This window comes from Bacillus sp. NTK034 (assembly GCF_017303275.1).
GTDB lineage: Bacteria > Bacillota > Bacilli > Bacillales > Cytobacillaceae > Cytobacillus.
This window is the reverse complement of sequence record NZ_JAFKOJ010000001.1, coordinates 557,529-582,519: the sequence shown is the minus strand read 5'-3', so window position 1 is coordinate 582,519 and position 24,991 is coordinate 557,529. Positions and strand designations below refer to the sequence as shown.

Below are 24,991 nucleotides of genomic sequence, written 5' to 3'. Positions count from 1 at the left end.
CTTTTCGAGGAGTATGTCAATATGAATGCAACAGGTGTAATTGTAGAATATAACCCTTTTCATAATGGCCATGCCTTTCATTTGGAGCAGGCAAAAGAATTCTCAGGTGCAGAAACCATCATTGCTGTCATGAGCGGCAACTTTCTGCAAAGGGGAGAACCTGCATTAGTTTCCAAATGGAAGCGTGCAGAAATGGCGCTAAGAGCTGGTGCAGACATTGTGTTTGAGCTTCCATACCAGTTTGCAGTTCAGCAGGCAGATATTTTTGCCAGCGGCGCTGTATCCATTTTAGAAGCTGCCGGCTGCAGGAGCCTTTGTTTCGGAAGTGAATCCGGTAATATGGAAAGCTTTCACCAAACGCTATCTTTTCTGGAGGAACATAATGCCGATTATCAGGAAAAGGTCAGAGTGCATCTGGATGCAGGCTTCAGCTATCCAAAAGCAACATCCATGGCGTTCCTGGACCTGAACCCCCAAGGTGAATTGGTAGACCTTTCAAAACCAAATAATATTCTTGGCTTTCAATATTTAAAATCAGCCAGAAGACAAAATTCATCGATGGAGCTTTTTACAATTGCAAGAAAAAGCGCAGGTTACCATGATGAACAATTTGCTTCAGATTCCATAGCAAGTGCGACAAGCATCAGAAAAGCACTTTTTTCCGAGAATGGAGAGATTGAATGCATTCGCCAATATGTTCCTGAAACTACATATCAGGGTTTACTCCACTATAAAAAAGAGTTTGGCGGATTTCACCAATGGGAACAATACTGGCCTTTTTTAAAATTCCGTCTGGTCCATCTTCAGCCAGAAAAGTTAAGAGGCATTTATGAAATGGAGGAAGGCCTTGAGCATAGATTTCTATCAGCAGCACTCCAGGCAGAAAGTTTTCAGCAGTTTATGGAAAAAATTAAAACGAAGAGGTACACCTGGACAAGGCTTCAGCGGGCTTGTGTACATATCCTCACGAATACAGAAAAATCAGAGATGCCCAATAAACCATTAAAAGCAAAATATTTGCATCTTTTGGGGATGTCCAAGAACGGCAGAAAGTATTTAAACAGGCATAAATCCGACTTAAAACTGCCGCTGATTTCAAGAATTTCTTCACATAATGCACAAAAGCTGCATTTGGATATCAAAGCTTCCCGGGTATATGCAATGGGTATAGAGGGTGCTCGGGACCAAAATCTAATGCAGAAAGAATTTAATCAGCCGCCTATTATGGTTGATTAAATCATTAACTATATAATTTTATAAACTGACAGCAGAGTTTGTCAGTTTATAAAAATGAAAAGCCAGCTGCATTTCTTAATTGCCGCTGGCTTTTCATTGATTGGTGCATATTCCAATTAATCCAGGTTCCTTAAATATTCAACCGCATCATCAAAAGTGTCCACAGGAATAATTTTCATATCAGTCTTGATATCCCTGGCTGTTGCAACAGCGGCTACATAATTTGAGTCTTCTGCTCCTTTTTCATTAGGGGCAAGGAAGATTTCTGCTCCGGCTTTGTCAGCGGCCACTATTTTTTGCTCGATGCCTCCTATTCTTCCGACTGTCCCTTCCGAATTAATAGTTCCGGTTCCAGCTATTTTATAGCCTCCAGTCAAATCTTCTTTTATAAGCTGATTGTAAATCTCAAGTGAAAACATCAGCCCGGCTGATGGGCCGCCAATTTCTTTACTGTCAATATTCACGGCTGGTTCGACCTCTATTTCTTTGTCATCGACCAGGGTGATTCCCACGCCCGGCTTTCCTGTTTCTTTAAGTGTCTTTAAAGGAATCGACGTTTCCTTAGTCTTATCCTGGCGTTCAAAGGTTAATGTTATTTCACTGCCTTCCTGTTTATTTGATACCATGCTGATAAATTCATCAGAGGACTTGAACTCCTTGCCGCCCACTTTAAAAATGCGGTCACCAGCCTGCAGTTTGCCGTGAGCAGGCATATCAGGCAGCACATTAAGGACATATACGCCATTATAATGGTAATGAATAGGTATACCAGCTTTTTTATAGGCAGTTTCAATAGCAGCCACTTTGGAAGTTGCCATAAGATGCAGCTGCCGTACATTATATTCTTCTTCTGTTTCATTTTCGGAACGTATTTCTTCTTCAGGATATAGTTCCTGATACTTGCTGAATTTAGCAGCTACGTATGCATATATGTTAGCCCGGCCCATTCTTACAGTCGTCAGCATAAAACTGCCCTGTTCATCATTGCCGTTTTCAACCTCAATAATTGGTTCCAGCTCTTTAGCCATACCTGGCTTTGATACATAGTAAGGCAGATAATAAAACGAACTGACCAGAAGAATAACAGCCAGAACCAAGAAGGAACGGGTATAAAACTTGCTTCTCATCTATCAGGATGCTCCTTCCATTTAGTTATGTAATGATAAATACTGTCAATATGCTTTTTTGCTTCCTCTTCGCCGATTTTGATGATTTCTTCAATATTGGTAAATGCACGGGAACTATACATCTCGACCCGGGGCCTGATCATAAAATCAGAAGCTATTTCCCGGTGAGTAACCAGCTCCATCTGCATGATATCCAGACTTTGCATAATAATGTCATAGATTGAAGTTATTTCGGCATTCGTTTTGACATGTGAGACATCGATTGCGATGATAATATCAGCCCCCATTTCTTTAACAACAGACACAGGAACCCTGTCCACTACTCCTCCGTCCACTAAAAGGCGTCCATTTAATTTTTCAGGCACAAATATGCCCGGGATGGAAATGCTTGCCCTTACAGCATCAGAAATCGGGCCGCTCTTAAAAACAACCTTTTCTCCAGTCATTAAATCAGTAGCCACAACATTGACAGGAATATCGAGGTCCTCAAGATTTTTTCCATGGGTAAATATACGGATCAGTTCCTTTACTCGTTTCCCTGCAATAAAACCCATTTTAGGCACGGTGAAATCTAAATAATACTTCCTTTTAAAAGCCTTGGAAAGCTTATATAAACGGTCAGCATCAAGCCCAGCCCCATAAAAGCAGCCTACCATGGCACCCATGCTGCTGCCGGCAATATAATCAATCGGTATGCCGGCTTCCTTCAAGACCTTGATGGCACCGAGGTGGGCGAATCCCCGAGCTCCTCCCGAACCAAGTGCCAAACCTATTTTCGGTCGCTGCAAAAGACTCCCCCCTCAAAACGCCAATGGCCGAACTTTGCCTTTAAGTTATTCTATTCTTTTTATTTCCAAAAGAAGCATACAATAAAAATCTTCAGCTGAAAATTCACATTTGCCTGTACCTAATTCTATGGTCTATTTTAAACTTCTATGAGTATATTGAGTTATATGGGGACAAGACTTTACAGCAAAAATTTGACCCTTGTATACCCTTGACATTAAATGAAAAAGGCCAGAGAAAATATATCTTCAAACGCTTCTTTATTTTATCATTGTTTAAAATCATTGCACAGTCAGTACAACTTGAGGGAGGCTTGTCCGTGTTTCGTTCCAAATTAAAAACGGTTACTCTTGCACTCTCTGTAACCTTAATGGCCATCTCATTAATTTCCTTTCCCCAGGAATCGGTTGATGCATCAATCAGGGGATTAAATATGTGGTGGGAAATTGTGTTTCCCTCATTGCTGCCCTTCTTCATTGTATCAGAAATGCTGATCGGCTTCGGTGTAGTAAAATTCATTGGGGTACTCCTTGAACCTTTGATGAGACCTTTATTCAGAGTACCTGGAGTTGGAGGGTTTGTTTGGGCAATGGGAATGGCTTCAGGCTATCCAGCCGGCGCCAAACTGACCGCAAGACTGCGGCAGGAAGGACAGCTCTCAAAAACAGAAGCAGAGCGCCTGGTTTCTTTTACTAATTGTTCAAATCCTTTGTTTATCTTCGGTGCTGTATCAGTTGGTTTTTTTAATAATGCCAAGCTTGGGGTAATATTGGCCCTGGCTCACTATCTCGGCAATATTACCGTCGGTTTATTAATGAGGTTCTACGGAAAAAAAACCAGACAGTCTCCCCCTGGCGCAAAGACATCAAAACCATCTTTACGGGCAGCCTTATCAGCTCTTCATCGGACAAGAATAAAAGATAATCGCCCGATAGGCAAGCTTCTTGGGGATGCAGTCATGTCATCCATCCAAACACTTTTGATGATAGGCGGATTTATCATATTATTCTCTGTTATTAACAAACTTCTATATCATCTTGGAATCACGGCATTCCTTGCTAAAGGCATAGAAGCTGTATTGTCAATATTCAGTCTGCCAGCAGAATTGAGCATCCCATTCATTTCAGGCTTATTTGAAATAACACTTGGCAGCCAGATGACAAGCCAGGTTCAGCAGGCAACATTAATGCAGCAGGTCATTATTGTCAGCTTTATACTCGCATTCAGCGGCTTCAGCGTACAGGCTCAGGTTGCAAGCATCCTGGCCCAAACTGATATTAATTTCAAGCCTTTCTTTTTTGCAAGAATCGTTCATGGCTTTGCAGCTGCCTTTTATGCATTCATCCTTTGGCAGCCAATTTATGAACGGTTTTACAATACGGAGCAGCCATCCAATGCCATACCGGTCGGGTTTTTTGAGAATAATTCATTTTTCGGAAAATTATTTGATGGAATAGCCGCTTCAGGACCGCTTATAACCATACTTGCACTTTCTGTTTATACCTTTATGCTCGCAAGGCGCTTGGACAAGAGATAACAAAAAACGGGTACCTATCAATCGGGCACCCGTTTTATATTATTCAAAGTACAATCTGCGGGTAAGACACCCCGCTTTATGTTTAGCTAAACTTGTTCTTAAGAGCTTTTTCTACAGTGTCAGGAACGAGTTCTGATATGTCCCCGTTATATTTTGCGACTTCTTTCACAATGCTTGAACTTAAGAACGAATACTGATTATTAGTCATGATAAAAAAGGTTTCCACTTCATCATTCAAGACTCTGTTCATGGATGTTATCTGCATTTCATATTCAAAATCAGAAACAGCCCGCAAGCCTCGGATGACAGCATTCGCATTAACAGATTTTGCATAATCCATCAGCAGCCCCTGAAACGAATCTACTTTAACATTTTTAATATCCCTTGTAACTTCTTCTATCAGCTGAATTCTTTCTTCAACAGTGAAAAGAGGTTTTTTTGAAGAGTTATTCAATACAACTACATAAACCTGTTCAAATACCTTTGCCGCCCTCTTAATAATATCCAGATGGCCATAAGTTATTGGATCGAAGCTGCCTGGACAAACCGCGATGCCGCCCATTGATATCCCCCTGTCATGTTCTTATTATGTATCGTTTTCCATAAGCATTCTAAGTATGTATTATTAAGCCCAGCTGTAAATAGAGATAGATATTATCCCGTAATTTTCCTGTTTCCGCTGAACCAGTCTCCCCACTGTATCAGGGAGCTCTACATCAGAACCATGTTCGCATAGAATCGTTCCCTGACCCGAAAGCAAATCATTCTCATCAATAACGTTCAGAAGCTTAAGAAGCTGCTGCTTGCGATAAGGCGGATCGAGAAATATATAATCGAAAACAAGATCTCTTTTTAATATTGCCTTAATGGCACGATCCGCATCATTTCGATATACTTCCACCTTTTCTTCAAAACCGCATGTCCGAATATTTTCATGGATGGTTTGGATGGCCTTTCCGTCCCTATCCACAAAAATGACCTTGTCTGCTCCTCTGCTGAGGGCTTCGATGCCAAGACCGCCGCTGCCCGCAAATAGATCAAGCCCATAGCCCCCGTCGAAATACGGCCCAATTATATTAAAAATAGCTTCTTTTACTTTATCAGTAGTCGGACGGGTTGAACTGCCCGGAACAGCTTTCAATATTTTCCCTTTTCTTGTTCCTGATACCACTCGCATACTATCACCGCTAACCTGCAAAATTTCAATTTCCCTGCCTGCTGAGAAGGGAAAACTGCTTTTTTCTATCCTATCCTACCATATCTTACAAATGGTAGCCACCCGGCAAATTGTAAGCGGAATCATCATCCGAAAAAAATATAACATGAAGTGTATATTGGTGAGGATTGTGGAAATAATGTAATTAACAGCATCTATTCGAGGATGTTGTTGCCAACCGCGGAGAAGACTTACGTTTCCCCATAAGTTCTTCCTCCGGTTTCTCCTCTCCCTTTGCCTTCTATCCTGAAAAGGATATAGAAGGACCCTGCAGTTATCTGCAGGGCTTTTTATTTTGAATTTATTTAGCCCGGTTCGGAATTCAGCTGAATCTCGCCTTCTTTATCTTCAGCAGAGACTCCGAAGAGAGATTTAAACCATTGAATTTCCATAAATACGGTTCCGTTTTGATTGGTTAATGGATTTTCAAGCAGTCCATAGTCTTCTTCATTATAAATAAAAACATTTTTATTTAAATAAAACCGATAAATGTTATTCCCCTTTGATAAAAGCATCGTTTCCTCACTGGATAGGAACTTAACCTCATAACCTAATGCCTTCATCGTCACTGCAAACGGAAGAAGCCTCTTTCCATCTCTATAGATTAAATCAATGCTTGCTTTCTCAGCACCAGACACCAATAGTTTTTTTTCTTTCTGAAAATACAGAGGAACAACTGGAGCATCGCCTTTGGTATTCATCGTGAAAAAATGTGTATTAAGACCTTTCACATCACTTAAGAGCTTGTCCAGTTTTTCTGCATTCAAAGAATTCACCTTTATTGCTTTCATAAGAAAGGCTTTCAGCTGATCTTCGGTTAGCTCGCCCTGCAATTCCTGCAGGGCTGCGCTTCCTTTCGATGAAATGGGATTCATATCTAATAAGCCTGAGGTTAAAACATCGATTATCCACATTTGAGTGTTTTCTGCAAACTTTCTTTGAAACTGCAATGTAATAATATCCTTTTCCAGCATTTTGGCCTCAGTACGAGAAGATGCAATAAGGATATTTTCATCCTTATATTCAGGATATTGATCAGTAAAGATAATCGTCAAGAATGGAAAATTCCCAATGTCATTTAGTTTTTGGAAATTTAAGCTGGCTGCCTGTATGTCTTCTGAGTATACCTCTGCGTTGTTAATAGCTTTCTTCAACAGCGGTTTTTGCTGCCAGTAAAGTGTTGGAACATCCCCTCTGCCCTCGAAATAATAATAATCAATATGGTCTAATTTTTTTCGGGCTTTTAGCCGGATTCCCGCAGCCCATGAACCCTCTCTTTTGAAAGAATCCGTAAGAGTTATGGACAAGCCTTCAGCCTTTTTGCCGGGAATTTTCACAAACCAATTTGTTAACAATAATGCTTTATTTCTTTCATTTATCGGTACAGTATATTCAAATATCATCTGATCATCAGAAGAAAAAAAGGTAAAAGGATTTTCGTCTGCTGAATCACAGGCTTCTCCCGTTCCATTCTTGCATTTCCATTTAAATAGAGTGTCGGGAATAACAAGCCTATATTCTTCATGTGCCATGAGTCCGTTTATCTTTTGAGTGATTTTAAGTTCCTTTAAACGTGTTTCTACTGTGATTTCCTGTGTAATAGCCTCGGAACTCTCCAAGGCAATCGCATGCTCAGAATAAGCCTGCCACTGCCAAAACAGCATGCCTGAAATGATTCCAGACAAAATTAAAAAAATAAATAAAGATGCCTTCCACATTGCTATGCCCTCTTAATCAATTTCTTTTAACCTAACAATACCAAAGGGAAGGTCATCCGTCACATTTATTTTGTATAATTTGTATGAAATTTCATCTTTTATGCCCGGATAGAGTTTTTCATGAACAACGGTGATAATATGATCATAAAATTTCTTCGCCGCATTCCTAAGTACATTTTATGCAAAGTCAAAGTCCATACCATGATCTAAAATACAGCTCATATCCCCAATACTCATACAGGTAGATGCCCAATCATTAAACGATACACCTTGTGACGATATAAATTCTTCAAGTTCGCCAAGGGTCAGGGAAAAGACATCCATATTATTTGCTGCTGCCAGCATCCCTTTTGCACTGAGTGCTGCGATGATGGAGACCACAATAAAACCATTCATATGATGAATATCCCTTTTTTCAATAGCAGAAATATCCGATTTTACTAAGTATGCTGCCCATAGAAGAAATGTCATCGAAAGAAAAAGGTAAAGCATTCAATCACTCTCCCCTCTGCTTTTTAGGTGCTACTTCTATTTTTATGCTGAAAATGATAAAGTATGGATGGACAAAATGTATTTTATTTTTAAGAAGTGAATGCTAAGAGTTTTAAGGGGGTTCTATTTTGATACAGCGTTTTATAGAAATTGGTGAAGGATACTCTGATATTTATGAATTAATTGAAATCGCCCGGGGAAATAAGCATCGTTTGTCCCACATGGCTGCTTTCCATACGAGCATTGATAATAAAGAAGTGACTTCCCTGGCAGTCATACTGAAGCCGACAGACCCTGGCGGATTTCAGCCTCTATATTTATGCCGGGAAGGAATACCGAATCCAAAGGCAGCACCAAATAAACGATATGAATTATTCGCGGATGCTGCGGAAAACCTGAATAAGGAAATTATTCAGCTGACAGTAAAACCATCTGTTATCTTTAATGAAAAGGAATTATATTTTCAGTATTTGATTGGGATCTTAAGGCTTAATCACTATATTGCACCACTGCAATAAAAGATTTTACAAAAAGGCATGAGCTTATGCTCACGCCTTTTTAGATTCCCATCTTATAATCATATTCTTTAGCCTTGTCCGGTTTGGAATTTTCAAATTCCGTTTTAAGGAACGGCTTATAGGATGGCTCCACTTTTTTAACAAAAGAATAGGAATTTATCTTCTCCATAATTGTTTCCGTATCGGCAAGATCACAATATAGCACTACATATTTCAGCCGTTTTGAAACATAATGTACATTTCCAAATCTTCTTAACATTTTCGCCTGTTTTAATGAATAAAGCCATACAATTATTCCTTGCCTTTGACCAAGCATATAGTTTTCCCCTTCAGCGATCGTTTGTTTTATTTAGTCTAGCATAGAAAAATGACAGTTTTCAATGGGAAGGTTCAAACTGTGCATTAATTCAAAACAAAAACCAGCATAAGCTGGTTTTTTTAAGCAGAACACCCACAGCTGCCTCCAGAACCGCAGCCGCCTCCGCAGCTTGATTCAAAGAAGGGATTGCCGGCAGGAACCTTAATATGTTCAGAGACAGAACGCCCTATCAGCATGCTTACCTCATCGAGCAGGTTTTGCAGGCCCGTTTCGGCTCTTCTGAACTCTGCCACATGGGCATCCATATCCATGTCACGCTTTAGCTCCCTTATGGACATCATCACCATTTTGTATTCGGGATGATATTTGCCAAATCGCTGAACTTCTTCATACAGTTCTTTCATTTTGACAAAGTCCTGAATCTTCCTTTGTGTTTCACGGCTGTTCTTTAATTTATATAAACTTTTGCGGTAATGTTCCGCTTCTTCAGATTCTGTAATCATCGCTGCAAGTTCGTCAGCTTTGTCCAAAATAGCCATTCTTTCTAATGTAGCAAGCAAAACAGCTCACCTCCGTTTCTTATTTTATCATGAAACGGTTTAAAGCTAAAGCAAGTAAACTAAGGGATCATTACAATAAACTCTCTTTTTGAAGATGCCTCAGCACTGTTGCCTTTTATGAGCTCCAGTCCAATTCGATGTTTGCCTGATGGAAGTCCTTTTACTATAAAAGCAGCTGAATGGATTTCATCCTTCTTCTTTCCGTTCACATACAGCAGAATTTTCCCCTTTTCTTTGCTGCTTTGTTTCCTAAAGGAAACGTCCTGCACAATGCATTCAACGAAAATGTCTCTTCCTTTCACCTGGTGCCTGACAAAAAAGGGATCTTTGGCTGCGCTTTCCACACCTGAAAGAGGCATAAGCGATGCTGCTTCAACTTCTTTTACTGGAATGGCTTCCATTTTTGTTTCTGGTTCTGGTAAATCTTTCTGACATGCTGCAAGTAAAAAAATAACCAGAGATAAAAAGATGCATTTTTGCCTTTTCATTATTTTACACTCCTTATGATGGCATCCGTAACCATTTCATAAAGATAGTGTTTGCCCCGCAGCTAATTTTTACTCTTTAATTATTATAGCGAAAGCACCTTGCCCACCCTCGAGAAGTCAATGGCTTTAAAAGCTGGACAGAACCAATAAAAAGCTCTCTCGGTTACGAGAAAGCTTCCTAACTGGATTGAGAATTCATAGCCTGAAACATGCTCATCATCATGGAAGCCATTTGCACACCATTAGTAAACTTTTCAACTTGGTGGGGAATCGTTTTTTTGTAATAATGCAGCGCGGCAACTTCAAGAGATTGAATTTCATTTGGATTTCTGCTTAGTGTTCTATACCAATGAGGCTGCTCACGGATAAATTGCTTTAGTTCCTTTTTTTGTTCAAGATACTCGACAATATCTTTTCTCATCTTTTTAACCCCTTAATCCTTTTTAAATGTAAAAGGGCTGCTTGGTTTAGTCACACTTGGCTTTGAGCCTCCCGATGGTTTCTGGCCACCGCCCTGGAATTGGGAAATAACACCCTGTACTGCTGAAAGCGCCTGGCTGAGATTACTGATGTACCCCTGCATTTGATTCGTATCCATTTGCTTAAGAGTCCCCATAATACTGCCCATCCAGTCACTTTTTTTCTCTTCTGGCTTTTGTGCTTCTTCTTTGTTTTCTCTATAGGAATCCCACCTTGAATCTTCTTCCCCAAGCAAATACCAATCCTCATATAATTCCTGCCAGGTTGTATTTCCAGCCCTGACTTCCTTGATGATTCGCGGATTCTGTTTAACAAACTCTTTAAACTTATCGACGGAGGGATGAAGTTTCGTTTTGGTCATGCCATATCACCTCGTTCTGATACAAATGCCTATAATACCATATGACAGTGAATGGAAAAGGTGAATGAAATGCCTGCTCTATTCAGTCATTAAAATAAATTCAAAAATTCTGCCATTAATGATAATATATGAATGCAGAAAGTTATCGAAAGGTGAATTATAATGAATAGAGATCTTATGGAATTATTTGATCAGTGCACCAAGAATGCAACTGAGGAAGAATTAAACGCTTTAGAGTCCCTGCTTTCAGGTTTTCATAAAAGACAGACCGGTCAAAACAGTTCCTATATCGGGGGACTTCTTCATATGGAACGGCAAATAACTGAGGATGAATGCATTCTGACTGTTCCTTTAAGTCAGATAGTTAATAATCCGCTTGGCATTCTCCATGGGGGAATAACCGCAACCATTATTGACTCTGCCATGGGAACACTTGCATCTTCACTGCTACCGGAAGGCTTTGGGGCTGTTACGACACAGTTAAACATTCATTATCTTGCAGTTGGTAAAGGGGAATACGTGACATGCAGAGCGACGATTGATCATAAGGGCACAAAAAGCATGGTATTATCTGCAGATGTACTCCGTTCGGATGGAAGAAAAATTGCACAGGCAACAGGCAGCTTTTTTATCATCGAAAAGAAAAACGTTAATAATTAAAAGCAGGTGGGAAGATGGTCACCGCTATCGTTATACCAATAATCTGCCTTTATTTTTTTTGGCTGACAAAAAAGGAAATGCGTGAGGGTTATGAGAAGTGGGCAAGTTTACAAAATGTTCCTGAAGAGGCCATAATATCGGGTGAAGTCGTCCAAATCAGCGAAAACAGGCAGCGCTATAATTACAGCCGCTATGTTCATGTTCTTGAGCTGACCATCCAAACAAAGAACAGCACGCAATCCAATTTAAAAAAAATCACCCCTTTAATGAAAAATACCATAATCCCTTCTGTGAAAATTGGCGATGCAGTTCACCTATATGGAAATTGGAAAGATGACTTCTTTCATGTTGGCCGTATTCGAAATGTTAGAGCAAAAAAAGAGCCTACTTAGGCTCTTTTTTAATTTCAGGGTTCTCCATCAGCTTTTTTTATAAAGTTTTGCGTATAATGCTTTTTATAAACTCCAACTCCAAGATGGGTAAATTCTTCGTTCAGCAGACTATCCCGATGGCCTTTGCTGTTAAGCCATCCTTCAACGACAGCGGGGGCATCTGTATAATTTGCAGCTATGTTTTCCCCTGCAGCCTCAAATGAGACTCCTTCAGCTTTGAGCCGGTCTGCCAAATCGCCATAAGTTTTAGAAGTATGCGAAAAGTCATTGCTTTCATACATATCTTTACTATGGCCAAAAGCTGCGGCTGCAGTCATATCATCCCATATCAGCGGCTGTAAATGATGTCTGACCCTTATAATATTTGTAAGGTCAAAAATTTGCTTCTCTTTCGCTCTCTCTACATCCTCCTCAAAAGCAGGAGATGGCTGTGGGGGCTCCAACAATTCACCGCGGTAAACCATTTCATACGGACGAAGCTTAATTAAGGCGGCTGCATCCATTACCCTCACACTGGAGAGTGTCCCTGTAAATCTATCTATATTCAGCTGTGCATAATATTCTCCAATCATAACCAAGGGCCTTGTATTGAGGTCATCTTCAGACAATTCGAAACGATATGAGCTATCTTTTACTTTTAAGTTGAAATCTGTTTCAAAAAAGACGGAAGCATATAATTCACCGATGGGCTGTCCTATTTTGAAAGGATAAATGTCTGCATCTTCACCTGTCGCAAACAAACTAACCACTTTATTTTTACTTACCCCAGCCTGAATATACTCAGTGCTGCTTTTATTATAAATCCACCAATCGTAACCATAAAAAGAAGGATCTATTCTGGACGGTGCTCCTAAACTTTCTTTAAGTCCCGCGGCGGATTTTCCCATTAGTGATGCCAGACCTTTTTCAGGAAACCCTGCATTGGAAGATAAACTATTGTCATTGTTATTTATATCCTTAACTGCACCAGGCTGTGTATTTTCCTGATTGACAAGTATTTCCCCATTCTCATTACGTCCAATATCTATGTAAAAGCCCACTGCAAGAAAAATGGAAATTAATATTAAAATTCGAAAAAGTGCCTGCAGAGAACCGTCCCTCCCTTCTCTCTTACAATGTATTTAAAAGTATAACATGCAGGGTGTACTGAGTAATGAAATCCGAATAAAATTCTCTCAATATTTACTATTAATCATACCATTAGGTGTATTGTTTATCTATTCTTTTCACAACATCTTGTATGTAATGTTTTACTTAAAATAAAAAGAACACCCTAATGGTGTCCTCTTAATGATGTGCTTCACTTTCGTGTTTTGAAATATCAGTAAGTGCTTCGCCAGCCTGGTCATCTGTTAAATGACGGACGGCAAAGTCTCCGAGTGATACGATTCCCACAAGCTTGTCACCTTCCACAACAGGAAGCCTGCGAATCTGATGTTCAGCCATCAAGCGTGCTGCTTCCCGAGACTCTGTATCCCTGGTAACGGTTACTAAACGGCTGCTCATAATATCTTCTACTTTGGATGAAGCAGGGTGTTTTTCTGCAACACAGCGGAGAACAATATCCCGGTCAGTAATCATTCCTACTAGCTTTTCGTTATCCACAATCGGGATAGCCCCTACGTTTAATTCTTTCATCTTAACTGCCACTTCATAGACATTGTCCAATAGAGAGCAGCTTTCAACATGGCCGGTCATAATATCACGAATCTTTTCCATTTTTTATCCTCCTTCATTTTTCTCAACAATGAATATGGTCCAATAGTGACCGTGCAAGCCTCCTTGAATATATCCAGCACCAATATGTGTCGCCTTTTTGCTTAGAATATTTTCCCGGTGGACTGAGGAATTCATCCAGGCAGCAAACATTTCATCAGCTGTTTTATAGCCCGCCCCAATGTTCTCCTTTACGGTCAGAAAAGAAATCTGCTGATTCCTTAACATTTCTGTAGGATTTCCATACGTAGGAGAATTATGTGAAACATATTCTAATTTCATCATGTCAAAAGATTTTTTCTTGGCTGCACCATTCAGATGCAAATCTACAGACAATGGTTTTAACCTTAATTCTTTTCGTTTTTGGTTGGCAAGCTCCATAAGCTCATTTTCATTCACATCCATTTTAGGAATAGCTCTTTTCCTTCCATGGCCAGGAATGATAATAATTTCACCTGGAAAAATTAAATCAGGGTTTTCTATCTGGGGGTTGCTATTAATAATATCTTGTAAATCCTGCTGGAATCTTAGGGCAATTTCCCAAAGAGTGTCCTTTTGCTCAACCCTGTAATCTGCTGCAGCGCCCGCAGGATCTGCTGTTAAAAATATAAGAAATAAGAAGATAATGATTGTTTTGAATTTCTGCAATTGACGCTTCCCCTTTCACAGTTTGGCAGCTCTGAATTCTATTTGCTTATCATAAGGCAGCCAGTCCTAAATTAATTCCTTTTCAACTAACGTTCTTTGAGATATGGATGTTTTCTTGCATGAATCCGTTGCATGTTACGCTTTTTTCTACTATTATTAAATTTGAGATAAACTTGTTAAAATTATGCATGGATCGTTCATCTGAACCATGGATTGTTTTCAGGAGGGACAATAATGAAATTTGAAAACACAGGTCTGGAAAATAAAAAAGCAGACTTAACCCGCTTAGATGAAGTAATGCTTTCACACGGCCTTGTCCGTGAAGGGCAATGGGATTATGAAAGAGTTACATATGACCGCAAGTTCGAATTAAAAGAGGGTGTTTTTTACCTTCGTGTATTTGGATATGCTGCTGAAGGTGATGTAGGAGCACATAGAGCAACCATCCAGATTATGACTCCCCTGCTTGGCAAGCATTATTATCCGCATGGGATAGAATACGGTGAAGGTGAAAGCTTCCCAAAATCATTAGTAAGTCAATGCGAGAAAATTCTAAGTGAGATCAAAGCAGAGATTGACCAATTCGCTGAGTAATTTTTGCTTTTTCATTATGATTAATGAATGTATTTTCTGCATGGAAAAGACGCATGTACATCATGCGTCTTTTTACATTAGCTGTATGAGTTCAAAATTCAGTAATCAGTGCTCCGGAAGACTGTTTCCGGCAGGTATAATTTTTTAATTGAGAGATCAACTCTTTTAACTTCCAGTCCGGTTACATGAACAATTTCATCTTTGATTTCTTTCTGAATCTGGAGAGTTTCCTCCAAAATATTTTTTCCCTTTATTAAGTTAATCTTGATCTTCAAATATACTTCAGTATTCCTAAAAGATATGGAGATCGGATCTTTTATTTTCTTAAAGAATGTGAATCTTTTATGATTGAGCGGAATGACGCTTTCTCTTTCCTGCAGACTGGATTCTACGATTGCGGAGATTATATCACTGGCTGCCTGAATCGTCTCGAAGTCAAGATGATCAATATGCATCCTTCTTTCACTTCTTTCTGTACGATTTATTATATTCCGGGCAATAATCTCTCAGTTTCAAACCAATTATTTTTAGTTTTTATAATATTTAATGCATACTATAATCAAAGTGTTACGGTCTTTTGATGGTTAACAACATTGGGAAAGGGGACTTATTTTGTCTGCGATTTTCACAAAACGTTTTTTATTAATATTGATTGCTGTAATTCTTATAACTGTCCTTTTTTATTTCATTTTGCCTGTTTCTGTTCCGCTAATTGTTGCATTTTTTACGGCATTAATCCTGGAGCCAGCTGTGAAACTGCTGCAAAATAAAATAAAAATAAGCCGAAGAGTATCCGTGCTGATTACTTTTCTGGGATTTGTCCTCTTCATTGGATTATCAGGCTACTTTATTACGACAAAAGTGATAACAGAAGCCATTAAACTTGTTGAAAATGCTCCTATGTACATTAATGAAATTACAAAAGCATGGCTCAGGGCAGAAGCGGACTTTTCCAATGCTGCCAAGGACCTTCCTAAAGACCTTGTTGCTGAAATTAGCAACCAGATTCAATCCTTCCTTAATAAAACGAAGAATGACCTTGTCGCATACGTAAATATTGATAGCTTAAAAGCACTTCTGACAAACATCCCGAACTATCTTGTCAGTTTCATCGTATATTTGATTGCCTTATTTTTGTTTTTAATAGATCTTCCGCGATTAAGAAAAGGTTTGTATAATCACCTTACAGAAAGAACTGCAGATAAAGTCAAATTTATGACCTCACGGCTCTCTTATGTCGGATTTGGCTTTTTCAAGGCTCAATTCCTAGTAAGTGTGATTATCTTTATCGTTTCCCTGATTGGATTATTATTCATCAATCCAGAAATGGCATTGATCATGTCAATAATCATTTGGGTTATTGACTTTATCCCTATTATTGGCTCTATTGTCATTCTTGGCCCGTGGGCATTGTTTCATTTATTGACAGGAGATTTAGCTATGGGGACACAATTAGCCATTCTGGCAGCCGTCCTCTTAATCATCCGCAGGACAGTTGAGCCAAAGGTAATGGGCACCCATATAGGGTTATCTCCGCTTGCTACGCTAATAGCGATGTATCTTGGCCTGAAACTCATTGGAATACTGGGCTTCATCATTGGCCCATTACTGGTCATTGCCTTTAATTCCGCAAAAGAAGCAGGACTTATTAAGATGAATTTTAAAATATAAACTTAATGAAAATGCAAAAAAGCGTCCGCCTGGACGCTTTTTCTTTCCTGAATACATCTCAACTGAGTTTCCTTAAAAAAAGTCATAGAAAAAGGATTTTTGCACAGGAATTTTTCTTTCAAGTATTTCTGCATCATTTCTTGGACCTTTTATTGCACCTAGATCATACAACTCTATTGGCCTCTTATAGCCAATTATTATCGCTGAAAGGGCATTGATAGACATATGCAGACCTCGTGCAGGAGGGTTTGTGCATTGGCTTCCTTCTTTCTCTTTAAACACCCTGACACCATCGTCAGCAATTAAGTAGCTTCCATTATTCCATGGTGCATGGTGATCCTCAATATGCAGAAAGACATTTTCACTATTTTCATTGAATGAATATTGGCCGAGACACTTTTCAGCATTGACGATTCTCCCCATAAAGTACGGAAAAACCTCCATTTTTAAATTAGGCTGATTCAGGTAATAAGGAAATGGATCGTGTACCGATGTAATGATCTTTACTTCCTCAACCATCGAATCATGCTGACAGATAAAATTCCATAAATTCACTCTGGCATCCTGATTTAATGCTGCAAATTCTTCGACATCCATTTTATTGTCTTTTACCTTAAATAATATATAGCCCTGTCCTTCACCTGCTTCGTCAAAATACACAGCAATCTGGTAGTCAGAATACACAAAGTTCTCCCACCAATATGAGTCTCTCACAAGCCCGCCTGAATACCTCAGCATATATTCTTTATAAATCTTTTCGATGGTTTTTGTGTGCTGGTTCTTAGTATATCGTTTAATGGTCCCTGAAGATTTTCCTGCCATTACTAAATCTATTCTGTTAATAAGTGTTTTCTTATATTCGGTGAATATCTCCCATCCGTATTTCCGATAGAAAGAAATATTAAAAGGATGCAAAAATGAAAATAGCTGATTCTTTTTGTTCATCTCGGCCAAAGCGTGCTTTATCAGTCTGCTTACATACCCTTTTCTTCTGAATTCAGGATATGTTGCCACACCTGCAACACCTCCCATGTCCCATTCAAATCCATTAATATGAACTTTAAGGGGGATGATGTGAAGCTTGGCAGCCAAACTTTCCTCTTCCCAAATACCAAAAATGGAATGACTTTCTAATCGTTCCTTCCGGGCAGGAATTTCAGCTTCAGGCACATTGTACTGAAAGGCATACATGGAAAGCTTCATGGCCTCTATATATTCATTCTCTGATAATTTTCTTACCGACACCAAACTCACTCCCAATTATATATCATGATAAATATTCGCCATATACTTAATAAGTCCTTTTAAAATAGGGAAGCGGATATTATTTTGAGCATAAAAAATACCGCTAAATAGATAGCGGTATCCTTAACCGATTAAGTACCCAAAATCGCCTTTATAACGGAGGTTGTTTCTCCACCGTGATAGAAAACATACAGCAGCAGATAAACTGCGACACCTGTTATGCCAGTAAAGAACCAGACAACACTGGTAACTGGGCCTAACTTTCTATGGGCAGCCAATTTATTTTTATAGCCTGTATATAATGAGATTATCCCTAACACTGCTCCTACAGTTGCAAGCGTAATATGGAAAATTAAGAAAATTGTATAATAAATTTTTATATCATCAGGGCCCCCAAAAGCAGTATTTCCTATAAAAACTGTTCTGCTGGCATATATGATAAAGAAAATAACAGCAAACACAGCAGCCAAAGTCATTGTTTTTTTATGAGCTTCAAGCTTCTTTTTGCTAATTTGAACCCAGCCAATCGCAACTGTTATTGCACTTAGCACAATAAAAGTCGTGCTGATGGTAGGCAGTATAGGCAATGAGTATTCCATAAATTCTTCCTCTCTCCAATATCGGTTTGAAATTCAATAGCATGTTATTGATTATTACAAAGTTAATTTTAGTAGAGTGCACTGTTTTTTTCAACAAACTGTAAGGGCATTTAATAAAAGTTCCTTAAATGTTCAATATTTATCAATAAGTAAGCATAGATTTCATTGCTGGTATAAGAAAGAGGCAACTCATTTTTTTATAAAAAAAACTCCAGCTGCACACTGGAGTTTCCATTTATTTTACTAAATGCGGATTTAACAATGGTTCTTCCTCTGAAGGTGTAATTTCCTGTTCCTTTTTATACCATGCATAGAAGATTTGTGCGAGGATGATGCCATAGACAATTTCCTGAATGATCTTCATAATTACTCCGCCAAGCTGCTGGTCATGTATAAGTGACATTGAGTTAAACATTTCAGGACCGCTGAGGTTCAGGCTTGCCAGTGTCGCAGAAGGGACACATAACTGAAGGGCCTGCGCCCAGGCATTCGGATCAGAATATGTGTTGTACATTGGAGTATCTGCAAATATGATCAGTGCACACGCAGGTGTCAATAAAACACCATTGGCAAAAACATATCCTACCTTTCTCAGGCCGTCAAGGGACTCCATTTCAGGAAGCTCATTAATCGTTGGCCACCACATAAAGATCGCAAGCAGGAATAGAGCAGATGTATACACAGTATGGAGCATCATATCCGTTTTGACCACATCAAAAACATCTGGTATGTGGTACATGGAAAATACTCCATTAAACAGGATTATTGCTACTAAAGGCTTTGTAAAAAGTCGGAATACCGGTTTAATAGCTTTATGATTAATCACTGCTCTCCACACCCACTGAGGGATTCCCATAACAACAAGAGGAGGAACAACTAGATACAGTATTGCCATTTGAATCATATGAGCATAAAACATTAAATGACCCATAAGATCAACAGGGGAGCCCTTAATGGCATATAACACTGCCATCGCCACTGTAAAATACACTCCCTGCCTTCTAGTTAAAGGCTCACTACTTTTGAACTTTCCGCGGTACTTTATTGTAATCATATAGTAGCCTGCAAGTATCAATAGTACAAATAAAAAGAAATATGGACTCCAAAGTGCACGAAAACCGAATATTTCTAAAGACATGCTTTCACCTCATTCAATATTGCTCAAACTGCCAAAAACGCATCCTGCCATGAATATTCTGCTTTCCAGATTGACAAGTATCATTATACTCTTTTCAGCCTGCGATCTCAATAATTCAGTAAATGCTTATTAATTGCCAAAGCTGCGTTACATAAAAAGAAAACCGGCCATCAGCCGATTTTCTCTTATACTACCACCAAATAACAGTCAAGAAAGCAATGATTGTGATAAATCCGACTAATGCTCCGGAATATAAGAACAATGCAGGTGCTTCATGACCTTTGTGACTCATATGCATGAAATAATATAATTGAAAGATTACTTGCACGAGAGCAAGAATCAGGATGAATGGAACAATAAACCATCCAGAGAAACCTTCATAACCTGCTGCTACGAACGCAACAATTGTCAGGAAGATCATAAGTGCAAATGTGATAACTTGATGTTTCATCTCTTCTGCACTTTTTTTGCGTCTATATTCAATGTCTACTCTTGGGTTACCTGAGTTTGGTTGTTGATTGGCCATCAGTTTATCCCACCATTCCCATTAAATATACTACAGTGAAGATGAATACCCAAACAACGTCGATGAAGTGCCAGTACAGGCTGGCAACATAGAACTTAGGAGCATTGTAAAGGCTTAATCCCCTCTTGCTGTTGCGGATCATTAAAGTAGTGATCCACAGTAAACCAAATGCAACGTGACCGCCATGGAAGCCGACTAATGTATAGAAAGCTGAACCAAAGGCGCTGCTTGTAAAGCTATGATGAAATTCATGCACATAGTGATTGAACTCGTAAATTTCCAATCCTAGGAATCCAAGTCCAAGCAAAACAGTAATTCCAAGCCATAGCTGCATCTTTTTAAAGTTAAAATTCTTCATATGGTACATAGCGTACACGCTTGTTAACGAGCTTGTTAATAATAGCATCGTCATAATGAATGCCAATGGAATTTCAAACAAGTCCTTCGCTAAAGCCATATCACTGCTAGGTACTTTATCTTTTAAAGCAAGGTATGTTGCGAAGAGGGATGCGAATAGAACCGTCTCTCCCCCAAGGAAAAACCAGAAACCTAAGAATTTGTTCTTGGCTTCGAGGGTTTGCTTTTCAGGCGACGCCGGCCAAGTTTCATAAGTCATTTTTTGTTCAGCAGCCATTATGCCTTAACCCCCTTATCATTATTATCTTCCAAATCTTCTTTATGAATGTGGTATCCATGATCATCCTTAACAGAACGAACAAACATTGAACCTAAGGTAATAAGCATACCAGCGATTAGAACTGGAATACCCCAGCTGTGCTCCGCACGGTACATTGCACCAAACGCAGCAACAAATAGACCTAAAGAAATTACAAATGGAATGAAAGAGTTATTTGGCATATGGATATCACCAAGCGGTTCAGCAGGTGACATGCCTTGTTTGCCTTCCATCTTTTCAAGCCAATATGCATCAAGACCGCGAACCAGCGGAAGCTGCTTGAAGTTGTAGAATGGAGGCGGTGATGGAATGGCCCATTCTAAAGTACGGCCATCTCCCCAAGGATCATTGCCAACTTTTTCATTTTTAACACTTGTAATGACAATATTAATTAACATAATGATTACTGCAGCTGCCATGAAGAAGGCACCGACAGTACTAACCATATTTGCCGTTTCTAGTCCCTGTCCAGGAAGGAAAGTGAAGATGCGGCGCGGCATTCCCCAAAGCCCCAGGAAATGCTGGATAAAGAATGTCAAATGGAATCCAATAAAGAATAATACGAATGTAATTTTTCCAAGGAACTCGTTTAACATTGTTCCAAACATTTTTGGCCAGTATAGATGTGCACCAGCAAATAGTGCAAACACAACACCGCCGACAATAACATAATGGAAGTGAGCAACTACAAAGTAGCTGTCATGGTACTGATAATCCTGTGCAGCAGATGCAAGCATTACACCGGTTACACCACCAGCTACGAATGAAGGAATAAAGGCAACAGCCCAAAGCATTGGAGTTGTAAACGTTATGCTTCCGCCCCACATTGTAAATAGCCAGTTAAATATCTTAATACCAGTCGGTACTGCAATCGCCATTGTGGCAACGGCAAAAATCGCGTTAGCAATCGGCCCCATACCAGTTGTAAACATATGGTGAGCCCATACCATGAATCCTAAGAATCCAATAAGAACCGTTGCGAATACCATGGAAGAGTATCCGAATAGGCGCTTTCTTGAGAAAATCGAAAATATCTCAGAGAAAATTCCGAAAGCCGGCAATACCAAGATGTAAACTTCCGGGTGACCAAAAATCCAGAAGAAGTGCTCCCAGATAATTGTATTACCGCCCATTGCAGGATCAAAGAAGTTAGATCCAAACATACGGTCGAAAATTAACAGGAACAATCCTACTGTTAAAGCAGGGAATGCAAATAAAATCAAAGCAGATGTAACAAAAGTTGCCCATGTGAACATTGGCATACGCATATATGTCATACCAGGAGCACGCATGTTAATGATGGTAACAAGGAAGTTGATACCCCCGATTAAAGTACCAGCACCTGATATCTGCAGCCCAAGTGCATAGAAGTCGATCCCATGCCCTTCAGAAGCAATTGATAAAGAAGCATAAGAAGTCCAGCCGGCATCAGGAGCTCCGCCTAAGAACCATGATAGGTTCAAGAAAACTCCTCCAAAGAAAAACAGCCAGAATCCTAAAGAATTCAAGAATGGAAATGCTACGTCACGCGCACCGATCTGCAGTGGCATAACTGCATTCATAAAAGCAAAAATTAGTGGCATTGCCGCCAAGAAGATCATCGTTGTACCGTGCATTGTTAATATCTCATTATACAATCCGGCACTTACAAAGTCATTATTTGGTACTGCAAGCTGGATACGGATGAACATGGCTTCTAATCCGCCAAGCAAGAAGAAAAATCCGCCAGCTATAAGATAAAGGATTGCGATTTTTTTATGGTCAACCGTTGTTAAGTAATCCCATAAAACCGCTCCGACACCTTTTTTTTGTGCTAAGGTACTCACAATTTTACCTCCCTTTTCAAAAATCCCCTATTGTTCGGTAACTTTCAAGCCCATTAAGTATTCTGTAAGGGCATCAAGCTGTTCTTCAGTCAATTCGCCATACGTACCTGTCATTTTATTTCCAGGCTTGAATGTCTCTGGATCTCTTAACCAATCCTTAAGATCTTCCTCAGTATGGTCAAGGATACCAGCAATACGGTCACGATCACCGAAGTTCGTCAAGTTAGGAGCTAGACGAGCTGCTTCAGGAGCAGTGTTAGCCGGTGTTACAGCATGACAGCCGATACAGCTGTTGTTGAAGACTTCCTGACCAGCTTGAGCCAGATCTGTCTCTGCCTTTTTAGGTTCTTTAACGTCCTGCATGGCAGTTACCCATTGATCGAATTGATCACGTGGAACCGCTTTAACTTTGAAATCCATTAGAGCGTGGGAAGGACCACAAAGCTCAGCACATTTTCCATAGAAGAAATTATCAGCCTCAGCAGCTTTTTCACCATCAAATTTCAGCCAGAATTTGTTCACGTTGTCAGTGTTCGTATCCAGCTTACCGCCTACAGCTGGGATCCAAAAGGAGTGCTTAACATCTGAAGCAATCAGATTGAAATAAACTTTTTCATCAGTTGGCACAACTAATTCCTGGCCAGTGATAATTTCCTGGTTAGGATATTCGAATTCCCACCAGTATAAGTTTGCACGCACATTAACAACAAGTGCATCTGTTTTGCCTTCTTCATTCTTCTTTTCCATTGGGCTTACATCTGCAAGCTTAAAGGTAGCAGAAACTGTAGGTACAGCAAGAATTAGAAGCAAAAGAATAGGAATAACAGTCCAAATGATTTCCAGTTTGTGGCTTCCTTCAACTTGTTTTGGAATTCTGTCGTCCTTGCGGCGGAATTTAAAAACAACAATAAAGAAGATTACTGTTACGACCGCAATTACTCCTACCATTATTGCAGTACTTAACACCATCAAATCAAATTGTGTTTGCGCCACTTCGCCGGCAGGATTCAGCGTAGATAAATACGGTTTGCCGGAGCAAGCGGAAAGAATGAGCGCCATCATTGCAAACAGAGAAAAAAGACGCCACTTTGCAAGCCTTTTCATAGCTTAATCAAACCCCTCTTTCGTAAAAATTTCATTTTTTGAATTGTTTGATCAAAAAATATGGATAAATCCTCTCTCGTTACTAGCGAAAGAAAGAATTTCCTAACTAAGTTAGATAAGTGTGATGATCACCATAGCTACAAACATGATGGTCAGATATTGCAGGGAGTATACAAACATTAATGTAGCCCATTTTATATCATTGTTAAATTTCCTTGCATATAATCCCGTCAATAACCATCCAATGTTCAAAACTGTGGCAAGGATTAAAAAAGACAATCCAAGCGATGGCATAAGAAATGGCAGCGGCAATAATGCTGCAACCCAAATGTAAATATGCCTTTTGGTAGTTTTAAACCCTTTTACAACTGGAAGCATGGGAACTCCCGCAGCCCGGTATTCTTCCACCCTTCTCATTGCTAAAGCGTAAAAATGAGGAGGCTGCCAGATAAAAACGATAGCGAACAGCACCCAAGCCATTGGGTCGAGATTGCCATCGGCAGCTGCCCACCCGATCAGCGGGGGAACCGCTCCTGAAATGCTGCCTACAATCGTATTGGATACAAATCTGCGTTTCGTCCACATTGTATATAAAACAACATAACTGAAAACGCCAATTAATCCAATTGCAGCTGCTGCTGCTGTTGTAAACATTAAAAAGGCCGTACCAAGGCCAATAAGCAGAAAGCTCAAAAGTGCAACCTTGCCCGGGTTTACTTTCCCAGTAACAGTTGGCCTCCCTTTTGTTCTTTCCATTAATGGATCAATGTCGCGGTCAATATAATTATTTAAGCTGCACGAGCCTGCAATAATCAATGAGGAGCCAATGACTGTATAAAGAACCAGATCAAGATTATTGAAAAATCCCTTTCCGGAAAAATGCAGTGCAAGCCAAAGACCGGTGAAGGTTGTAATCAGATTGGAGTTTACAATGCCGATTTTGATAAGGGCAAGGAAATCCTTCCAAACTGTAGTCTCAGGTATATCTTTTTGAAGGCTTCGCTCACTGTCCTCAATAGCAGCATCACTCAAAGCCCGTGAGTTAGACATATCTTTTCCTCCTTTATCTCTTATCGCAGACAATAGCATCTTTTCACTACACTTACTATAAAGCATAAATGCCTGCAAAGCTATGTTCGCGATAAAAAACGAGGGGTAAACCCTTGATGAATAATAATAATCCTAATAGTTTTCTACCATTAATAATGTATTCAAACTGTTTATTATCTAAATGAAACTAAACCATTTCTCTGTATATTAAATCACACTTTAAAACTCTTTTGTGAATTTTTTTAGAATAATTTATGACTAATTTGTGTCAAAAATTAAATTCACTTAAAGAATGGTTGCTTTTTTGA

Annotated in this window: 30 protein-coding genes; 7 read left to right on the top strand and 23 right to left on the bottom strand. The window is 39.4% G+C overall.

Features of this window, described 5'->3' with window-relative positions; translation table 11 throughout:
• Positions 1-21: 21 nt before the first annotated feature.
• Complete coding sequence (locus tag JI665_RS03060) at positions 22-1,236, top strand: nucleotidyltransferase (protein WP_206836092.1); 1,215 nt, start codon at positions 22-24, stop codon at positions 1,234-1,236.
• A gap of 116 nt (positions 1,237-1,352) precedes the next feature.
• Here the strand turns inward: JI665_RS03060 and JI665_RS03055 are convergent, their stop codons facing one another.
• Together JI665_RS03055 and JI665_RS03050 are read right to left on the bottom strand one after the other, a co-directional pair.
• Complete coding sequence (locus JI665_RS03055; protein ID WP_206836090.1) at positions 1,353-2,363, bottom strand: SepM family pheromone-processing serine protease; 1,011 nt, start codon at positions 2,361-2,363, stop codon at positions 1,353-1,355.
• A complete protein-coding gene (locus tag JI665_RS03050; protein WP_206836086.1) occupies positions 2,360-3,151 on the bottom strand; it encodes a patatin-like phospholipase family protein in 792 nt (263 codons plus the stop codon). The genes JI665_RS03055 and JI665_RS03050 overlap by 4 nt, the downstream gene beginning before the upstream one ends.
• Before the next feature lie 317 nt (positions 3,152-3,468).
• On the opposite strand from JI665_RS03050, the gene ylbJ reads away from it, so the two are divergent.
• Positions 3,469-4,686: a sporulation integral membrane protein YlbJ gene (gene ylbJ, locus JI665_RS03045; RefSeq protein ID WP_206836083.1), complete on the top strand. Its 1,218-nt coding sequence runs from the start codon at positions 3,469-3,471 to the stop codon at positions 4,684-4,686.
• Between the two features lie 82 nt (positions 4,687-4,768).
• On the opposite strand, the gene coaD is transcribed toward ylbJ, so the two are convergent.
• The 4 genes from coaD to JI665_RS03025 form a co-directional block, all read right to left on the bottom strand.
• A complete protein-coding gene (gene coaD / locus JI665_RS03040; RefSeq protein ID WP_206836079.1) occupies positions 4,769-5,248 on the bottom strand; it encodes a pantetheine-phosphate adenylyltransferase in 480 nt (159 codons plus the stop codon).
• 63 nt (positions 5,249-5,311) lie between these two features.
• Entirely contained in the window at positions 5,312-5,863 is a 552-nt protein-coding gene (gene rsmD, locus JI665_RS03035) for a 16S rRNA (guanine(966)-N(2))-methyltransferase RsmD (protein ID WP_206836077.1), read from the bottom strand.
• Between the two features lie 344 nt (positions 5,864-6,207).
• The gene (locus JI665_RS03030; protein WP_206836074.1) at positions 6,208-7,620 is read right to left on the bottom strand and encodes a stalk domain-containing protein; all 1,413 of its coding nucleotides are present in this window, start codon (positions 7,618-7,620) and stop codon (positions 6,208-6,210) included.
• Between the two features lie 177 nt (positions 7,621-7,797).
• Positions 7,798-8,112 (bottom strand): hypothetical protein, encoded by a 315-nt coding sequence (locus JI665_RS03025; RefSeq protein WP_206836071.1) that lies wholly within the window; start codon positions 8,110-8,112, stop codon positions 7,798-7,800.
• Between the two features lie 128 nt (positions 8,113-8,240).
• On the opposite strand from JI665_RS03025, the gene JI665_RS03020 reads away from it, so the two are divergent.
• The gene (locus JI665_RS03020) at positions 8,241-8,630 is read left to right on the top strand and encodes a DUF7147 family protein (protein ID WP_206836068.1); all 390 of its coding nucleotides are present in this window, start codon (positions 8,241-8,243) and stop codon (positions 8,628-8,630) included.
• A 40-nt stretch (positions 8,631-8,670) separates the two neighbouring features.
• Here JI665_RS03020 and JI665_RS03015 read toward each other — a convergent pair whose 3' ends face one another.
• The 5 genes from JI665_RS03015 to JI665_RS02995 form a co-directional block, all read right to left on the bottom strand.
• Entirely contained in the window at positions 8,671-8,946 is a 276-nt protein-coding gene (locus JI665_RS03015) for a YlbG family protein (protein WP_009330926.1), read from the bottom strand.
• 122 nt (positions 8,947-9,068) lie between these two features.
• Positions 9,069-9,509, bottom strand: a complete 441-nt coding sequence (locus tag JI665_RS03010) for a YlbF family regulator (RefSeq protein ID WP_206836065.1) — start codon at positions 9,507-9,509, stop codon at positions 9,069-9,071.
• Positions 9,510-9,568: 59 nt separating this feature from the next.
• Positions 9,569-9,997 carry a hypothetical protein gene (locus JI665_RS03005; RefSeq protein WP_206836062.1) on the bottom strand — a complete coding sequence of 143 codons (429 nt, stop codon included), beginning with the start codon at positions 9,995-9,997 and terminating at the stop codon, positions 9,569-9,571.
• 178 nt (positions 9,998-10,175) lie between these two features.
• Positions 10,176-10,418 (bottom strand): YlbE-like family protein, encoded by a 243-nt coding sequence (locus JI665_RS03000; RefSeq protein ID WP_009330929.1) that lies wholly within the window; start codon positions 10,416-10,418, stop codon positions 10,176-10,178.
• Positions 10,419-10,430: 12 nt separating this feature from the next.
• Positions 10,431-10,838, bottom strand: a complete 408-nt coding sequence (locus tag JI665_RS02995) for a YlbD family protein (protein ID WP_206836059.1) — start codon at positions 10,836-10,838, stop codon at positions 10,431-10,433.
• A gap of 162 nt (positions 10,839-11,000) precedes the next feature.
• Here JI665_RS02995 and JI665_RS02990 point away from each other — a divergent pair, with 162 nt between their 5' ends.
• Positions 11,001-11,498 (top strand): PaaI family thioesterase, encoded by a 498-nt coding sequence (locus tag JI665_RS02990; protein ID WP_206836057.1) that lies wholly within the window; start codon positions 11,001-11,003, stop codon positions 11,496-11,498.
• A gap of 14 nt (positions 11,499-11,512) precedes the next feature.
• Entirely contained in the window at positions 11,513-11,890 is a 378-nt protein-coding gene (locus JI665_RS02985) for a hypothetical protein (protein WP_206836054.1), read from the top strand.
• A gap of 14 nt (positions 11,891-11,904) precedes the next feature.
• Here JI665_RS02985 and JI665_RS02980 read toward each other — a convergent pair whose 3' ends face one another.
• The 3 genes from JI665_RS02980 to JI665_RS02970 all read right to left on the bottom strand — a co-directional run bounded on the left by JI665_RS02980 (position 11,905) and on the right by JI665_RS02970 (position 14,254).
• Positions 11,905-12,930 (bottom strand): CAP domain-containing protein, encoded by a 1,026-nt coding sequence (locus JI665_RS02980; RefSeq protein WP_312886129.1) that lies wholly within the window; start codon positions 12,928-12,930, stop codon positions 11,905-11,907.
• 247 nt (positions 12,931-13,177) lie between these two features.
• On the bottom strand, positions 13,178-13,609 hold the full coding sequence (locus JI665_RS02975) for a CBS domain-containing protein (RefSeq protein WP_206836052.1): 432 nt from the start codon (positions 13,607-13,609) through the stop codon (positions 13,178-13,180).
• A 3-nt stretch (positions 13,610-13,612) separates the two neighbouring features.
• Positions 13,613-14,254: a CAP domain-containing protein gene (locus tag JI665_RS02970; protein ID WP_206836050.1), complete on the bottom strand. Its 642-nt coding sequence runs from the start codon at positions 14,252-14,254 to the stop codon at positions 13,613-13,615.
• Positions 14,255-14,488: 234 nt separating this feature from the next.
• Here JI665_RS02970 and JI665_RS02965 point away from each other — a divergent pair, with 234 nt between their 5' ends.
• A complete protein-coding gene (locus JI665_RS02965; protein ID WP_206836047.1) occupies positions 14,489-14,848 on the top strand; it encodes a YugN family protein in 360 nt (119 codons plus the stop codon).
• Between the two features lie 98 nt (positions 14,849-14,946).
• Here JI665_RS02965 and JI665_RS02960 read toward each other — a convergent pair whose 3' ends face one another.
• Positions 14,947-15,303, bottom strand: a complete 357-nt coding sequence (locus tag JI665_RS02960) for an Asp23/Gls24 family envelope stress response protein (protein ID WP_244671069.1) — start codon at positions 15,301-15,303, stop codon at positions 14,947-14,949.
• A 157-nt stretch (positions 15,304-15,460) separates the two neighbouring features.
• On the opposite strand from JI665_RS02960, the gene ytvI reads away from it, so the two are divergent.
• On the top strand, positions 15,461-16,519 hold the full coding sequence (ytvI, locus tag JI665_RS02955; RefSeq protein WP_206836046.1) for a sporulation integral membrane protein YtvI: 1,059 nt from the start codon (positions 15,461-15,463) through the stop codon (positions 16,517-16,519).
• 72 nt (positions 16,520-16,591) lie between these two features.
• Here the strand turns inward: ytvI and JI665_RS02950 are convergent, their stop codons facing one another.
• The 8 genes from JI665_RS02950 to cyoE all read right to left on the bottom strand — a co-directional run bounded on the left by JI665_RS02950 (position 16,592) and on the right by cyoE (position 24,683).
• Complete coding sequence (locus JI665_RS02950) at positions 16,592-17,764, bottom strand: GNAT family N-acetyltransferase (RefSeq protein ID WP_206836043.1); 1,173 nt, start codon at positions 17,762-17,764, stop codon at positions 16,592-16,594.
• Between the two features lie 131 nt (positions 17,765-17,895).
• Positions 17,896-18,363, bottom strand: coding sequence for a DUF420 domain-containing protein (locus JI665_RS02945; protein WP_206836040.1), 468 nt, complete (start codon positions 18,361-18,363; stop codon positions 17,896-17,898).
• 235 nt (positions 18,364-18,598) lie between these two features.
• Positions 18,599-19,501 carry a cytochrome c oxidase assembly factor CtaG gene (ctaG, locus tag JI665_RS02940; protein WP_206836037.1) on the bottom strand — a complete coding sequence of 301 codons (903 nt, stop codon included), beginning with the start codon at positions 19,499-19,501 and terminating at the stop codon, positions 18,599-18,601.
• Positions 19,502-19,691: 190 nt separating this feature from the next.
• Positions 19,692-20,027, bottom strand: a complete 336-nt coding sequence (gene ctaF / locus JI665_RS02935) for a cytochrome c oxidase subunit IVB (protein WP_206836034.1) — start codon at positions 20,025-20,027, stop codon at positions 19,692-19,694.
• A gap of 4 nt (positions 20,028-20,031) precedes the next feature.
• Complete coding sequence (locus tag JI665_RS02930; protein ID WP_009330943.1) at positions 20,032-20,661, bottom strand: cytochrome (ubi)quinol oxidase subunit III; 630 nt, start codon at positions 20,659-20,661, stop codon at positions 20,032-20,034.
• Positions 20,661-22,529, bottom strand: a complete 1,869-nt coding sequence (gene ctaD, locus JI665_RS02925; RefSeq protein WP_370225106.1) for a cytochrome c oxidase subunit I — start codon at positions 22,527-22,529, stop codon at positions 20,661-20,663. The genes JI665_RS02930 and ctaD overlap by 1 nt, the downstream gene beginning before the upstream one ends.
• Before the next feature lie 27 nt (positions 22,530-22,556).
• A complete protein-coding gene (gene coxB / locus JI665_RS02920; protein ID WP_019381689.1) occupies positions 22,557-23,633 on the bottom strand; it encodes a cytochrome c oxidase subunit II in 1,077 nt (358 codons plus the stop codon).
• A gap of 111 nt (positions 23,634-23,744) precedes the next feature.
• Positions 23,745-24,683, bottom strand: coding sequence for a heme o synthase (cyoE, locus tag JI665_RS02915; RefSeq protein ID WP_244671068.1), 939 nt, complete (start codon positions 24,681-24,683; stop codon positions 23,745-23,747).
• Positions 24,684-24,991: the final 308 nt, after the last annotated feature.